This is a genomic window from Sphaerisporangium perillae (assembly GCF_023276435.1).
GTDB lineage: Bacteria > Actinomycetota > Actinomycetes > Streptosporangiales > Streptosporangiaceae > Sphaerisporangium > Sphaerisporangium perillae.
The window spans coordinates 25,796-40,689 of the sequence record NZ_JALLPO010000047.1 but is presented as its reverse complement, the minus strand read 5'-3'; the positions used below and the strand labels follow the sequence as shown (position 1 = coordinate 40,689).

General features: G+C 70.2%; 9 protein-coding genes. 5 read left to right on the top strand and 4 right to left on the bottom strand.

Features of this window, described 5'->3' with window-relative positions; all coding sequences use genetic code 11:
* The first annotated feature begins 16 nt into the window (after positions 1–16).
* Together MYF83_RS35030 and MYF83_RS35025 are read left to right on the top strand one after the other, a co-directional pair.
* Entirely contained in the window at positions 17–433 is a 417-nt protein-coding gene (locus MYF83_RS35030) for a PH domain-containing protein (protein ID WP_248965042.1), read from the top strand.
* 264 nt (positions 434–697) lie between these two features.
* Positions 698–3,364 (top strand): glycoside hydrolase family 3 protein, encoded by a 2,667-nt coding sequence (locus MYF83_RS35025; RefSeq protein WP_248965041.1) that lies wholly within the window; start codon positions 698–700, stop codon positions 3,362–3,364.
* A gap of 113 nt (positions 3,365–3,477) precedes the next feature.
* On the opposite strand, the gene glpK (MYF83_RS35020) is transcribed toward MYF83_RS35025, so the two are convergent.
* Both glpK (MYF83_RS35020) and MYF83_RS35015 read right to left on the bottom strand, forming a co-directional pair.
* Positions 3,478–4,986, bottom strand: a complete 1,509-nt coding sequence (glpK, locus tag MYF83_RS35020; protein WP_248965040.1) for a glycerol kinase GlpK — start codon at positions 4,984–4,986, stop codon at positions 3,478–3,480.
* A 33-nt stretch (positions 4,987–5,019) separates the two neighbouring features.
* Positions 5,020–5,787 carry an IclR family transcriptional regulator gene (locus MYF83_RS35015; RefSeq protein ID WP_248965039.1) on the bottom strand — a complete coding sequence of 256 codons (768 nt, stop codon included), beginning with the start codon at positions 5,785–5,787 and terminating at the stop codon, positions 5,020–5,022.
* Positions 5,788–6,094: 307 nt separating this feature from the next.
* Between MYF83_RS35015 and MYF83_RS35010 the strand changes: the two genes are divergently transcribed.
* From MYF83_RS35010 to MYF83_RS35000, 3 genes are all read left to right on the top strand, one after another.
* Positions 6,095–6,922, top strand: a complete 828-nt coding sequence (locus MYF83_RS35010) for an MIP/aquaporin family protein (RefSeq protein WP_248965038.1) — start codon at positions 6,095–6,097, stop codon at positions 6,920–6,922.
* A gap of 34 nt (positions 6,923–6,956) precedes the next feature.
* Positions 6,957–8,474 (top strand): glycerol kinase GlpK, encoded by a 1,518-nt coding sequence (gene glpK, locus MYF83_RS35005; protein WP_248965037.1) that lies wholly within the window; start codon positions 6,957–6,959, stop codon positions 8,472–8,474.
* Between the two features lie 133 nt (positions 8,475–8,607).
* Positions 8,608–10,269: a glycerol-3-phosphate dehydrogenase/oxidase gene (locus MYF83_RS35000; protein WP_308201558.1), complete on the top strand. Its 1,662-nt coding sequence runs from the start codon at positions 8,608–8,610 to the stop codon at positions 10,267–10,269.
* 46 nt (positions 10,270–10,315) lie between these two features.
* Here MYF83_RS35000 and MYF83_RS34995 read toward each other — a convergent pair whose 3' ends face one another.
* Positions 10,316–10,720 carry a RidA family protein gene (locus MYF83_RS34995; RefSeq protein ID WP_248965036.1) on the bottom strand — a complete coding sequence of 135 codons (405 nt, stop codon included), beginning with the start codon at positions 10,718–10,720 and terminating at the stop codon, positions 10,316–10,318.
* Positions 10,721–10,885: 165 nt separating this feature from the next.
* Positions 10,886–14,476: a galactose-binding domain-containing protein gene (locus MYF83_RS34990; RefSeq protein WP_248965035.1), complete on the bottom strand. Its 3,591-nt coding sequence runs from the start codon at positions 14,474–14,476 to the stop codon at positions 10,886–10,888.
* Positions 14,477–14,894: the final 418 nt, after the last annotated feature.

Sequence of the window (14,894 nt, the reverse complement as noted above, 5' to 3'; positions counted from 1 at the left end):
GCGGTAGCGTTCTTGTATGACCGGCACATTCCGGCAGTGGCGGGTGCGGCGCGAGTTCATCCTCCTCAAGGGGGCCGCCGCGGCCGCCTTCGCCGTCATCGCCTTCGCCGTCTCCGGCGATCCGCGCGGCATGCTGCTGTGCGCGGCCGCCGCCGTCCTGCTGGCCGGGTTCGCCCTTCGTGACGTCGTGGCCCCGGTGCGACTCACCGCCGACGAGGGGGGTCTGACGATGGTGACCGGGCTCGCACGGCGCGAGCGGGTGCCCTGGCCGCGCGTGGCGCACATCAGGGTCGCCCGCAACGCCCGGTACGGGCTGCGCTGGGAGTTGCTGGAGATCGAGACGGCCGAGAGCCTGCACATCTTCTCCTCCCACGAGCTCGGGGTCTCCTGTGTGCAGGTGGCAGAGGAGCTGTTCCGGCTCCGGCCGGCCTGACCGCTCGCGGATCCGTACAGGAAAGCGCTCTCTTGGCGAACCGTCGCCCCGGACTGCGATCACGGTCGGCGGCGGTCATCGTTCCAGTTCATACGGGTGATCGACGCCGACCGCCCGCTCGTGCCCCGGTCATCGGTACGGCAACGCCCTGGGAGAGCGCTCTAGCGCCCTATTGACGGAGGCGCGCTCACAGGGTCAGGATCTGGCCAGTGCGGCTGCGGGGGGCCGTGCACGACCCGCGCAGTGCATCGAGAACGGACGCTCATGACCAGACCTCCTGTCCGATCAGGTGCTCGCCGCCGCGCTACGGCGCTGCTGGCGGGCCTGGCACTCCTGGCCGGCGGCGCCACCGGCGTTCCGAGTGCGGGCGCCGACAGCGCGAAGGGCGCCAGGCAGCCGGTGATCGGGAAACCCGCCATGGACGAGCACGGCTGCGCTCGCATCGAGAAGACCCTGCCCACGCTCGCCGACTGGCCCAAGGTCGAGAGCCGGATCAAGAAGAACCCCGCGGACGAGAAGCGGGTGGCGGAGATCCTGGCCGGCATGACCCTCGCCGAGAAGGTCGGCCAGATGACCCAGCCGGAGATCTCGGCCATCACCCCCGAGGAGGTCGCGCAGTACGGCATCGGCTCGGTGCTCAACGGCGGCGGCTCCTGGCCCGGCCGTGACAAGCACGCCTCGCCGAAGGCCTGGCTCGATCTCGCCGACGCGTACTGGCAGGCCTCCGTCGGCACCAGGACCAAGATCCCGGTCATCTGGGGCATCGACGCCGTGCACGGCAACAACAACGTCTACGGTGCGACGATCTTCCCGCACAACATCGGCCTCGGCGCCGCCCACGACCCCTGCCTGGTCCGCGACATCGGCGCGGCGACGGCCACGCAGATCCGCGCCACCGGCCAGGACTGGGCCTTCGCCCCCACGCTGGCCGTCGTGCGCGACGACCGGTGGGGCCGCACCTACGAAGGCTTCTCGGAGGATCCCCGCATCACCCGCGCCTACGGCTACGAGGCGGTCCGGGGCCTGCAGGGCACCCACCCGCGCGGCATCGGCGAGAAGGGCGTCATCGCCACCGCCAAGCACTTCATCGGAGACGGCGGCACCCTGAAGGGCACCGACCAGGGGGTCAACCCCTCCTCCGAGGCCGAGATGATCAACATTCACGGGCAGGGCTACTACGGCGCGCTCGCGGCCGGGGCGCAGACCGTGATGGCGTCGTTCAACAGCTGGACGAACGCCGACCTCGGCATCAACGAGGGCAAGATGCACGGCAGCAAGCACGCGCTCACCGACATCCTCAAGCAGAAGATCGGCTTCGACGGCGTCGTCGTCTCCGACTGGAACGGCATCGGCCAGGTCACGGGGTGCACCAACTCCAGCTGCGCGCGGGCCGTCAACGCAGGCATCGACATCGTCATGGTGCCGAACGACTGGAAGGCGTTCATCGCCAACACCATCGCCCAGGTCGAGAGCGGCGAGATCCCGATGGCGCGCATCGACGACGCGGTGACCCGCATCCTGCGCGTGAAGCTGCGCGCCGGGGTGTTCAGCGCCCCGAAACCTTCCGCGCGCGCCAAGGCGGGGTCGGCCGACGCGCTGCAGGCCAGGGCGCTCGCCCGTAAGGCCGTACGCGAGTCGCAGGTCCTGCTCAAGAACAACGGCAAGGTGCTGCCGCTCGCCACCGGCTCCAAGGTGCTCGTCGTCGGCAAGAGCGCCGACAGCATGCAGAACCAGACCGGCGGCTGGAGCCTGAGCTGGCAGGGCACCGGCAACACCAACGCCGACTTCCCGAACGGCACGACCATCCTCGGCGGCCTGCGCGAGGTCCTGGGCGCGGCCAACGTCACCTTCAGCGAGACGGCCGACGGCGTCGACCCCTCCGCCTACGACGCGGTCATCGCGGTGATCGGCGAGACTCCGTACGCCGAGGGCGTCGGCGACCTCGGACGTCGCTCCCTGGAGGCGGCCAAGCTCTACCCGGCCGATCTCGCCGTCCTGGACAAGGTCCGCGGCAAGGGCGCGCCCGTGGTGACCGTGTACGTCGCCGGCCGCGCGCTGTGGGTCAACAAGGAGCTCAACCGCTCCGACGCCTTCGTCGCCGCCTGGCTGCCCGGCACCGAGGGCGGCGGCGTCGCCGACCTGCTGGTGCGCGGCTCGCACAGGAGTGAGGGGTACACCGGCAAGCTGTCGTACTCCTGGCCGAAGAGCGCCTGCCAGACCCCGCTGAACGCCGGCGACGAGGGCTACGACCCGCTCTTCCCGCTCGGCTACGGCCTGCGCTACGGGCAGACCGGATCGGTCGGCACGCTGGACGAGACCACCCCCGAAACCGGGTGCGGCTCGACGGGCGGCGGCGGCACCGCGACCGAGGACCTGGAGATCTTCAACCGGACGGACGTCGCCCCCTACAAGAGCTTCATCGGGTCGGCCGAGAACTGGGGCGGCACCGAGATCGGGGTCGACGGCGAGGCGGCGCACTCCGAGATCAACGTGGTGCCCTCCGACGTCAACGTGCAGCAGGACGGCCTCAAGGCGACCTGGACCGGCACCGGGCCCGCGCAGATCTACATGCAGGACCCGGCGGGCGGCAGCGACCTGCGCGGCTACCTCAACGCCGACGCCGCCCTGGAGTTCGACACCATCGTCCACCAGCCCCCGGCCGCCCGCACCGTGATCAGCGCGCACTGCGTGTACCCATGCTTCTCCGAGGTGGTGGCCACGTCGCTGTTCCAGAACCTGCCGGCCGGGAGCAAGGCCACCGTCAAGATCCCGGTGTCCTGCTTGGCCGCCGGCGGCCTGGACTTCGAGAACGTCAACACGCCGTTCCTCGTCTACACCGACGGAGCCTTCTCGGCGTCCTTCGCCAACGTCCGCTGGGTGCCGAACGGGGCCAAGGACCCCGACGCCCGCACCTGCGCCGAGCTCACCTGACCGGCGGGAACGCCTCTCGTACGCCGCTCGCCGTCACACGGTGAGCGGCGCAGGCCACCGCCCGCCTCGTATGCCGTCCGCCCGCACGTGGCGGGCGGCATACGGCGCGGAGGTCAGGGGTGGGGTTTGATCCAGTCGAAGGTCCGTTCTACGGCGCGGCGCCAGTTGTCGTACTCCTCGGCGCGGCGCCGGGGGTCCATGGCCGGGAGCCACTGGGCGGCGCGGTGCCAGTTGCGGCGCAGCCCTTCCAGGTCCGGCCAGTAGCCGACGGCCAGCCCGGCGGCGTACGCGGCCCCGAGGGACACGGTCTCGGCGACCATGGGCCGCACGACCGGCACGTTGAGGACGTCGGCGATGTCCTGCATGAGGAGGTTGTCGGAGGTCATGCCCCCGTCGACCTTCAAGGTGCGCAGCTCCAGCCCGGAGTCGGCGTTCATCGCGTCGACGACCTCGCGGGTCTGCCACGCGGTGGCCTCCAGCACGGCGCGGGCGAGGTGGCCCTTGGTGATGTAGGAGGTGAGGCCGACGATGATGCCGCGGGCCTCGCTGCGCCAGTGGGGGGCGAACAGCCCGGAGAACGCGGGGACGATGTAGCACCCGCCGTTGTCCTCCACGGTGCGGGCGAGGGTCTCGATCTCCGGGGCGCTGCTGATCAGGCCGAGCCCGTCGCGAAACCACTGCACCAGGGCGCCGGTGATGGCGATCGGCCCTTCCAGCGCGTACACGGCGGGTTCGTCGCCGACCTGGTAACCGACGGTGGTGAGCAGCCCGTGGCTGGACCGGACGGGCTCGGCGCCGGTGTTGAGCATGAGGAAGCTGCCGGTGCCGTAGGTGCATTTGGCCTCGCCGGGCGCGAAGCAGGTCTGCCCGAACAGCGCGGCCTGCTGGTCGCCGAGGGCGGCGGCGATGCGGACGCCGGGCAGCACCCGGCTCGCCACGCCGTAGGTCTCGGCGGAGGGCCGGATCCGCGGCAGCATCGCGCGGGGGACGCCGAAGAAGTCCAGGAGATCGTCGTCCCAGTCGAGGGTCTCCAGGTTCATCAGCAGGGTGCGGCCGGCGTTGGTGACGTCGGTGAGGTGGAGGCCGCCCTCGGGGCCGCCGGTGAGGTTCCAGATGAGCCAGCTCTCCATGGTCCCGAACAGGACCTCGCCCCGCTCGGCCCGCTCGCGCAGGCCGGGGTGGTGATCGAGCAGCCAGCGGATGCGCGGCGCGGAGAAGTACGTGGCGAGCGGCAGCCCGCAGCGTTCCTGCACCATGGCGGCCTCGGGCCGGGCGGCGAACTTCTCGACCAGGGTGTCGGTGCGGGTGTCCTGCCAGACGATGGCCCGCCCGATGGGTTCGCCGGTCCGCCGGTCCCACATCAGGGTGGTCTCCCGCTGGTTGGCGATGCCGATGGCCGCGAGCTGGTCCAGGCCGACCCCGGCCTGGGTGAGGGCCTCGGGGGCGATGCGCTCCAGGTTCCGCCAGATCTGGGCGGCGTCGTGCTCGACCCATCCGGGCCGGGGGAAGTGCTGGCGGTGTTCGCGCTGCGTCACCGACACCAGGCGACCTCGGTGGTCGAAGATGATGCACCGCGTCGATGTCGTGCCCTGATCGATGGACATCACATAGCGCATGACCATGGCATTTTACCTCGACAAACGTGAAGTAGTCGGTTACCAGCGGGAGGCGCCGAGGTCCCGGGACACCGCGCGCGCCGCGTCGCGCACGAACGTCACCAGGGGGGCTTTCGGCTGGCCCTTGGAGTCGCAGACGCGCTCGACGGCGCCGGAGATGCCGATGGAGCCGACGACCAGGCCGCCGTGGCCCCGGATGGGCGCCGCGACGCCGGCCTCGCCGATGGTCATCTCCTCGACCTCGACGGCCCAGCCGACCTCGCGGATGGCGGACAGGCTGCGCGCCAGCATCTTCGGCGCCACGATGGTGCGGCGGGTGTAGGCCTCCAACGGGCCGTCGGCGAGTGTGGCGGTCGTGGCGGCGTCGTAGGCCAGCAGCACCTTGCCGAGCGCGGTGGCGTGCATGGGCAGCAGAGCGCCGACGTCGAGGGTCTGCAGGGTGTCGTCGGGACGGAACACGTGGTGGACGACCAGGATCTGGCCGTCGAGGAGGGTGCCGATGCGCACCGCCTCACCGCTGCGCGCGGCGAGCGCGTCGGCCCAGTTGATCGCCCGCGAGCGGAGCTCGTTGACGTCGAGGTAGCTCGTGCCGAGGTGGAGCAGGGCCGCCCCGAGCTGGTATTTGCCCGAGGTCTCGTCCTGCTCGACGAAGCCGACGAGCTGCAGGGTGCGCAGCAGGCCGTGGGCGGTGCCCCGGGCCAGGCCGAGCGATGTGGCGATCTCGCCGACGCCGAGCCGGCCGGAGCTGCGGGCGAGAAGCCGCAGGATGGCGGCTCCACGCTGGATGGACTGGACCGGACCTGGCACGCCGTCGATGCTAGTGCGGTCGGCGAACGTTCGACAATGTCGGCGCCTTGGCCGTGAAGATCGCGATAATCCGCTGCACACTTGGCGTTGTGACATCTCGGTCATAGGGGGGAAACGATAATCCCGTATGACATCGCTGACTAGTGTTCGACATTGTCGGCATTGTGCCGTTGACCCGCCCTCAACCCTCACTTAGCGTCCCCGGCAGCCGTGAGGTGCGTCGCGCCATATCGGACGACCCCGCCCCGCGTGAACGATCCGCTCCGTACGCGGACCGGCGAGGCGGCATGGCATGTGAGGAGGAGCAATGGCGGAACGACTGAAGGCCCGAGGGATGCTCGGCGAGTTGGCTGCCGAGTTCGCGGGGACCATGGTCCTGATCCTGTTCGGAGTGGGCGTGGTCGCCCAGGTCGTCGGCGGCGGCATCGGTGACCACGACAGCATCGCCTGGGCGTGGGGCCTCGGCGTCACGCTCGGTGTCTACGTGGCCGGCCGGATCAGTGGCGCGCATCTGAACCCGGCGGTCACGATCGCGCTCGCGGTGTTCAAGGGCTTCGAGTGGCGCAAGGTGCTGCCGTACTCCCTCGCTCAGACCGCGGGCGCCTTCGTGGCCGCGCTTCTCGTCCGGTGGAACTACAGCGAGGTGCTGGCCAAGGTCGACCCCGGTCTCACGATCAAGACTCAGGGCGTCTTCTCGACGCTGCCCGGCAACGGGGCGCTGCCCGTCACCGAGTGGGGCGCCTTCCGCGACCAGATCATCGGCACCGCCATCCTGCTGTTCCTCATCCTCGCCATCACCGACCTGCGCAACTCGCCGCCCGCCGCCAACCTGGCGCCGTTCGTGATCGGCCTGCTGGTCGTGGCGATCGGCATGGCGTGGGGGACCGACGCGGGGTACGCCATCAACCCGGCGCGCGACTTCGGCCCGCGCCTCGCCTCCTTCCTCACCGGTTACGAGACCGCCTTCAAGGATCAGTACGGCAACCTCTACTTCTGGGTGCCCATCGTGGCCCCCGTCATCGGCGGCCTGATCGGCGCCGGTCTCTACCAGGCCCTCGTGGGACGGTTCCTGCCGCCCGAGGAGGGGCCCGAGCCGGGCCAGTTGCCCGCGAAGCCCGCGTACGAAGCCGCCTGACATCCCCCGAACCAGCTCAAGGAGAAGGAATCACATGCCGGAATTCGTCGGAGCCGTCGACCAGGGCACCACGAGCACCCGCTTCATGATCTTCGATCACGGCGGCAACGAGATCGCCCGCCACCAGCTCGAGCACGAGCAGATCCTCCCGCAGGCCGGCTGGGTCGAGCACAACCCCACAGAGATCTGGGAGCGCACCCGCGCGGTCATCCAGACCGCGATGAACAACGCGAACCTCACCGCCGCCGATCTCGCCGCGCTGGGCATCACCAACCAGCGCGAGACGACGGTGGTCTGGAACCGCCGGACCGGCCGGCCCTACTACAACGCCATCGTCTGGCAGGACACCCGGACCGACCGCATCGCCAGCGCGCTGGAGCGCGAGGGCAAGGGCGAGGTCATCCGGCGCAAGGCCGGGCTGCCCCCGGCGACCTACTTCTCCGGCGGCAAGATCAAGTGGATCCTCGACAACGTCGAAGGGGTGCGCGAGGCGGCCGAGGCGGGGGAGGCGGTGTTCGGCAACACCGACACCTGGCTGCTGTGGAACCTCACCGGCGGCACCGACGGCGGCGTGCACGTCACCGACCCCACCAACGCCAGCCGCACCATGCTGATGAACCTGGAGACCCTCGACTGGGACGACGAACTGCTGTCGTTCTTCGACATCCCCCGGGCGATGCTGCCCGAGATCCGCCCCTCCTCCAACCCCGCCTCCTACGGTGTCACCCGCGCCGGCGGCCCCCTGGGCGGCGAGGTGCTCCTGACCGGCGACCTGGGCGACCAGCAGGCCGCCACCGTCGGGCAGGTCTGCTTCTCGCCCGGCGAGGCCAAGAACACCTACGGCACCGGCAACTTCCTGCTGCTCAACACCGGCAACGAGCTGGTGCGCTCCAAGCACGGCCTGCTCACCACGGTCTGCTACCAGTTCGGTGACGACAAGCCGGTGTACGCGCTGGAGGGCTCGATCGCGGTGACCGGGTCGGCGGTGCAGTGGCTGCGCGACCAGCTCGGCATCATCTCCGGGGCCTCCCAGAGCGAGTCGCTGGCCCGGCAGGTCGACGACAACGGCGGGGTGTACTTCGTGCCCGCCTTCTCCGGGCTGTTCGCCCCGTACTGGCGGTCGGACGCGCGCGGCGCGATCGTCGGCCTGTCGCGGTACAACACCAACGCGCACATCGCCCGGGCCACGCTGGAGGCGATCTGCTACCAGAGCCGCGACGTGGTGGAGGCGATGGAGAACGACTCCGGCGTCCATCTGGACGTGCTGCGCGTGGACGGCGGCATCACCGCCAACGACCTGTGCATGCAGATCCAGGCCGACGTCCTGGGCGTGCCGGTGTCCAAGCCGGTCGTCGCCGAGACCACCGCACTCGGCGCCGCCTACGCCGCCGGCCTCGCGGTCGGCTTCTGGAAGTCGACCGAGGAGCTCCGGCGGAACTGGAACGAGGACAAGCGCTGGCAGCCGTCCTGGAGCGACGAGCAGCGCGAGAAGGGGTACGCCGGCTGGCGCAAGGCCGTCACCCGCACCCTCGACTGGGTGGACGTCGACTGACCACCCCCTTCACCGGGGCCGCGCTCGGCGGCGAGCGCGGCTCCGGCCTTCCCCACGTTCCGGCGAATGAGGAGCCCTCACTGTGAACCCTGTACCGATGGGACCGTCGTACCGCGCGACGAGCCTGCGACGGATGGCCGATGACGAATTCGACGTGCTGGTCATCGGCGGCGGAGTGGTCGGCGCCGGAGCGGCGCTCGACGCGGTGTCGCGCGGCCTGTCGGTCGCGCTCGTTGAGGCCCGGGACTGGGCGGCGGGCACGTCCAGCCGGTCCAGCAAGCTCATCCACGGCGGCCTGCGTTACCTCGAACAACTCGACTTCAAGCTGGTCAGAGAGGCGCTCAAGGAGCGGGCCCTGCTGCTGACCCGGCTCGCGCCCCACCTGGTGCGGCCCGTGCCGTTCCTGTTCCCGCTCCGGCACCGGCTGTGGGAGCGGTTCTACGTCGGCGCGGGCGTGACCCTGTACGACGTGCTCGACGGCAAGCGCGTCCTCCCGCGCCATCGCCAGCTGAGCCGGCGCCGTGCCCTGGCCGTCGCCCCGGCCCTGCGCCCCGAGGCGCTGATCGGCGCCGTCCAGTATTTCGACGCGCGGGTCGACGACGCGCGCTTCACGATGACCCTGGCCCGCACCGCCGCGCAGTACGGCGCCGCCGTCGCGACCGGCGCCCAGGTCACCGGGCTGGTCCGCGACGGCGAACGGGTGACCGGCGCCCGCGTGCGCGACCTGGAGAGCGACCAGGAGATCGTCGTCCGCGCCCGCCAGGTGATCAACGCCACCGGCGTGTGGACCGAGGAGACCCGCCGGATGACGGGCGCCGAGGGCGGCCTCAGCGTCCGGGCGTCCAAGGGAGTGCACATCACGGTCCCGCGGGACCGGATCACCCTCAACACCGGCCTCATCCTCCGTACGGAGAAGAGCGTGCTCTTCGTCATCCCGTGGGGCCGGCACTGGATCATCGGGACCACCGACACCGACTGGACCCTCAGCAAGGCGCACCCGGTGGCCAGCCAGGCCGACATCGACTACCTGCTCGACCACGTCAACGCGGTGCTGAACACGCCGATCACCCATGACGACATCGAAGGGGTGTACGCGGGCCTGCGGCCGCTGCTGGCCGGCGACGCGTCCGACACCGCCAAACTGTCCCGGGAACACACCGTCGCGCGGCCGGCGCCGGGCCTCGTCGTCGTCGCCGGCGGCAAGTACACCACCTACCGGGTCATGGCCAAGGACGCGGTCGACGTGGCCGCGCGGGAGCTCGTCGGGGGCGTTCCCGCGTCGGTCACCGACCGGCTGCCTCTCTTCGGCGCGGAGGGGTACGAGGCGCTGTGGAACCGCCGCGTCCACCTGGCCGCGCGGGCCGGCCTGGACGTCGCCCGCGTCGAGCGCCTGCTCCGGCGCTACGGCTCGGCCGTCGAGGATCTCCTCCAGATGATCGAGGCCGACCCCTCCCTCGGCCGGCCGCTCGCCGGCGCGGGGGACTACCTCCGGGCGGAGGCGGTGTACGCGGCCTCGCACGAAGGGGCACGGAACCTGGAGGACGTGCTGGCCCGCCGCACCCGCATCGCGATCGAGGAACGCGACCGCGGCCTGGCCGCCGCGCCGGAGGTGGCCGCGCTCATGGCTCCGGTCCTCGGGTGGGACGAGGTGGACGTTCGACGCCAGACGGAGGACTACGCGACGCTCGTCCAGGCCGACCAGGCCGCCGAGCACCAGCCCGACGACCTCTCAGCCGACGCCGCCCGCGCTCACCTGACGACCCCCGGCTCCGAGGCCACGCCCGTGCGAGCCTGACCCGCGGGCGTGCTCATCGCCAAGCGAAACGCCCCGTGGCCCGGCGTCAGCGCTCGGGAACCGCGGCCACGGCCTCGATCTCGATGAGGAGGTCCGGCCGGAACAGCCCCGCGACCTGCACGAGCGAGCTCGCCGGAGGCCGTTCCACGTTGACGAACTCGTCCCGCACGGCCCGGACGGTGGCCAGCGCCGAGGTGTCCACGACGAAGATCGTGAGCTTGAACACGTCGTCCCAGGTGGCGCCGCCCGCCTCCAGCGCGGCGCCGACGTTCCGCATCACCTGGCGCGTCTGGGCCTCCCAGTCGCCGGGGGCCGCGACGGTGCCGTCCGCGGCGATCGGCACCTGACCGGAGGTCCACACGAGCCGGCTGCCCGGCGGCACGCTGGCCACGTGGCTGTACCCGTTGGTCGCCGGCAACGCCGGGGGAGTGCCGAACTCGACGCCTGTCATGGAGGTCCTTTCCGTCATGTCGATGCGGAAGGGAAGCTACCCCAGCCCGGGCGAGAGCGCGGACGCGGCAGTGCCGCCGGCGGGGGTCCTCCCGCCGGCGGCACTGCGGTCATCGGGCGGCGGGCGGGGCCGGTCATGCCCCGCGCGCCGGTGCGGAGATCAGGGTCAGTTGCGGACGATGGTGAAGGTGGAGGTCGTGTTCTTGATGTCGACGGCGTTGTCGCTCAGCGTGAGGTTGTTGAACGTGGCCGAGCCGACCGCCGGTCCCTGCCCCGCCTCGGGCATCTCGTTCACCCAGATGCCGAAGCCGGACTTGGCGTCGTAGGCGTCGCCGCTCTTGTGCGCGCCGCTGATCGAGACGTTCGTGAAGATCGTGTCCTTGACCGGGAACTGCGGCTGGCCCCCGACGTAGTTCGTCTGGAACATGATGCCGCTGTAGGTCGGGTCCACGATGTCCACGTCGTTGACGCGGATGCCCTGGAACACCTTCGAGGCCGAGAACACCCAGATGGCCGGGAAGGTCTGCGCGCCCCAGAAGTGCCCGCCCGCGCGGACGATCGAGATGTTCTGGAACTGGGTGGGCGGGTCGGCGCCGAAGCCGTTCATCGGGTATCCGAAGTCCAGCGAGCTGATCGTGATGCCCGAGTAGACCAGCGTGTCGGCGATGTAGATGTTCCTGAAGGTGTTGGCGTACCCGCCGTAGACCGCGACGCCCGCCGCGCGCCAGGTCAGCAGGGACGTCAGGTTCTCGTACACGTTGTTCTTCTCGTCGGCGCCGCCGGCGTCGATGGCCGAGAACAGCGCGAAGCTGTCGTCGCCCGTCGAGCGGGCCTCGATGTTGGTGACGTGGTTGTCGGTGCTGCCGTTGGTCATGTTGATGCCGTCGGCGAACGTGTCACGGATCCGGGAGTTCTTGATCGTGATGCGGTCGGTGTTCGCGCCCCAGTACAGGCAGACCGTGTGCTCGTTCCACACGTTGTCGATCACCATGTCGGCCACGTTGGAGAAGTCGAACACCTTGCCCGGACCGTCGATGCGCGAGGTGTAGTTCCCGAAGTAGGCGAAGCCGGAGAACGTGGAGCCGTTCGCCGACGCCTCCGCCCGGAACCCGACGTCGGTGTTTTCCTGCGTGGTCGGCGCGCGGAACTGGGTGTACCACGGGCCGGCGCCGACCACCTTGACGGCCTTGCCGTACACCTGGAACTTCTGCGCGGTGTCGTAGGTGCCCGGCGGCAGGTAGACGCCCACGAGGGTGTTCGTGGTGTCCATCCGCACCTTGTCGAGCGCGTTCTGCACGTCCTGGTGGGTGAAGCCGGCCGGCACCGCGTACTTCGCGGTGTCGGGGTTGGCGATGGGCGACACCTGCTCCAGGTTGATGAAGTCGATGGCGTACGTCGTGCCGTTGGCGGGGTCCTTCTGCAGTCTGATCTTGCTGCCGGCCTGGACGGTCTGGCCGAGCATGACGCTGGCCTCGTCGTAGATGTGACGCGGCCCGCCCGACCCGGGGGAGTTGCCGGGGCTGGTCTCGTCGCCGTACAGCCAGGCGTACTTGGACGTCAGGTCGATCGACTTGAGGAAGGTGCCGTCCACGTAGATGTTGAGGGTCGAGCTGGTACCGCCGCCGCCCGCCGCGTCCGGGATGGAGAAGCGGGTGACCAGGGTGTTCGTGCTCGCCTTGGCCGTGAACTCGACGTAGCTGCCGTTCGAGTTCAGCGTCACGGCCCTGCGGCCCGACGCCTCGCCCGCGAGGTCGCCGACGGTCCTGTTCGGCCCGACGACCTGCGCGCCGCCGCCGACGACCCCGTCCTCGGCCTCGTACATGTCGTAGGGCATGTTCGCGCCGCGGCCGACGAAGAACGACTGGGTGCTGGTGTTGTTCTGCTGCTTGACCGGCAGCTCGTTGGCGTCGTTGGCCAGGACCGTCTTGACGGTGTACTTGCCGTTGGCGGCCGTCCACGATCCGAGGTTCACCGGGCTCGTGGTGGCGCCGGCGGCGATGGCCCCGCTGTAGGAGCCGGTCAGCGTCTTGACGACCGTGCCGGAGTCGTTGGCGAGGGTCAGCGTGATGCCGTGGGCGCCGGACGCGGAGGCGACGGTGCCCTGGTTCTTGATCGCCACCGAGAACGTGACGTTGTTGCCGTTCGCCGGGTTGCTCGGCGTCCAGCTGGTCGTGGCGACCAGGTCGGAGCTGTCCACCGGCTTGACGACGAGCGAGGAGGGACTGGTGTAGGAGTTGTTGGTCTCGTTCTGCTCGATGACGCCGTTGGCCTCGTCGACCTTGGCGCTCAGCGGGTAGGTGCCCGCGTCGCGGGGCCCGATGCCGGCCGAGACGGTCGCGGACGCACCGGCCGCCAGCCCGCCGACGCTCGCGGTGCCGACCTTGGTGTTCCCGAGGTAGAAGTTGACGTCCGTCGCGCCGGAGGCGGCGTTCCCGGCGTTCTTCACCGTGGCCGACAGCGTCACCGCGTCGGTCTCCACCGGGGCGGCGGGAGCCGAGGACAGGCCGGTGATCGTCAGGTCGGGGTTCGGGGCCGGCGTGCCGATGACCTGCAGCTCGGCCACCTGACCGGCCGGTGCGCCGGAGTTGGAGGTGAACTTCAGCTGCAGGTCGGCGACCGTGGCGCTCACCGGGATCGTCACCGTGTTGCCGGAGGCCGGGTTGAAGGTGTACACCGTCGCCGACGACACGTTGGCGAACGACGAGGAGCTCTGCTCGCGGCCGAGCACCTGGATGGTCTGCGTGCGCGTGCCCCACGAGCTGTCGGGGTTCAGCTTCACCACGACCTGGTTGACGCTCGCGTTCGCCCCGAGCTGCACGGTCAGCGTGTTCGGGTAGCTGTTGCCGGCGCCTTCCCAGTAGGTCGCCACGTTGTCGTCGTTGGCGTTGGCCGCCACGAACGTGTAGACCGTGGACGAGGCGGAGATCGGCTTGCCGACGGCCAGGTTGGAACCGCCGCCGCCCCCGCTGCCGGTGCGGGTGACGGTGTTGCTGCTCGCCGACTCGTGGCCGGCCGCGTCCTTGGCCGTGACGCGGTACGACACGGTCGCGGTGTCGGGCTGGGCGTCGGTGTAGGTCAGGACGTTGCCCGCCACGGTGGCGCGCAGGGCGTTGTTGGCGTAGACGTTGTAGCCGGTGACGCCCACGTCGTCGGTGGAGGCGTTCCAGGTGAGCTTGATCTGCCCCGAGGCCGGCTGGGTGTAGGCGAGGCCGGTCGGCGCGCTCGGCGCCTGGGTGTCGCCCGTGGTGGGTCCGTAGACCTCGAACTCCGACAGCTGGCCGGCCGGCCAGCCGGTGTTGGCCGTGATGTTCAGCCGCACGTACCGGGTGGTGGTCGCGCCGAAGTCGATCGTCACCGTGTTGTTGCTCGCCGGGGCGAAGGCGTAGCCGGCGGACGCCACGATGGTGGAGAAGGTCGAGCCGTTGGTGCTTCCCTGAACGGTGAGGGTCTGGGTGCGGGCGCCCCATCCTGACGTCGGGAGCTTGAGGACGACGCTGTTCACGCTGAGCGCGGATCCGAGGTCCACCTGGATCCACTGCGGGAAGGCGTTGTTGGCGCTCTCCCAGTAGGTGGCCTGATTGCCGTCGTTGACGTTGCCGGCCTGGTAGACGTCGGCGAAGCTGCTGGCCGTGACGGTCTTGCCGGCCGCCAGGTTGGGACCGGCCGCGGAGGCCGGCAGTACCGGTCCCGCCAGAACGAGCAGGCAGGCCGCGAGCATCGCCGCGACCAGCCGTAACACCGGGTGCTTCATTCTCATCGCGTTCTCTATCTCTCGTCTGGAACGACTGGGTGCGGCGGAGCCTTCGCGGGTCCGCCGTCGTCGCCGGGGGGTGATGATCTCGAGGCAGAGGAATTGGCAGTAAACGAGTGCTGCGACCGGGGGTCGCCGGGCGGCGACCGACCGCGCGATGCCGTGGCCGACATCACTGTGGCCTCCCTGGATGGGGGCGGGCGGATGCACGGACGCAGTGCGTTCCAGCCGGAAGTTGCGGAGAATAGAAAGAAACAGGACAGAGAATTGCAAGATTCTTGCAGGCCGTTGGCCAAAGGTTACATACGTGCTACGGGCCCGTCAACGGTGCAGTCAGCAACTGGTGAGACACATCCCCTACCAGCGACCGACATCTCGGCGTAACACTGGAAGGCGTGTCCCCAGCCGTCGCGCGCCCCACGAC

Bases quoted from the DNA above. Each gene is read 5' to 3' on its own strand.
- MYF83_RS34990 (WP_248965035.1), bottom strand. From the start codon at position 14,476: ATGAGAATGAAGCACCCGGTGTTACGGCTGGTCGCGGCGATGCTCGCG.
- MYF83_RS34995 (WP_248965036.1), bottom strand. From the start codon at position 10,720: ATGACAGGCGTCGAGTTCGGCACTCCCCCGGCGTTGCCGGCGACCAAC.
- MYF83_RS35030 (WP_248965042.1), top strand. From the start codon at position 17: ATGACCGGCACATTCCGGCAGTGGCGGGTGCGGCGCGAGTTCATCCTC.
- MYF83_RS35000 (WP_308201558.1), top strand. From the start codon at position 8,608: ATGGCCGATGACGAATTCGACGTGCTGGTCATCGGCGGCGGAGTGGTC.
- glpK (WP_248965037.1), top strand. From the start codon at position 6,957: ATGCCGGAATTCGTCGGAGCCGTCGACCAGGGCACCACGAGCACCCGC.
- MYF83_RS35025 (WP_248965041.1), top strand. From the start codon at position 698: ATGACCAGACCTCCTGTCCGATCAGGTGCTCGCCGCCGCGCTACGGCG.
- glpK (WP_248965040.1), bottom strand. From the start codon at position 4,986: ATGGTCATGCGCTATGTGATGTCCATCGATCAGGGCACGACATCGACG.
- MYF83_RS35010 (WP_248965038.1), top strand. From the start codon at position 6,095: ATGGCGGAACGACTGAAGGCCCGAGGGATGCTCGGCGAGTTGGCTGCC.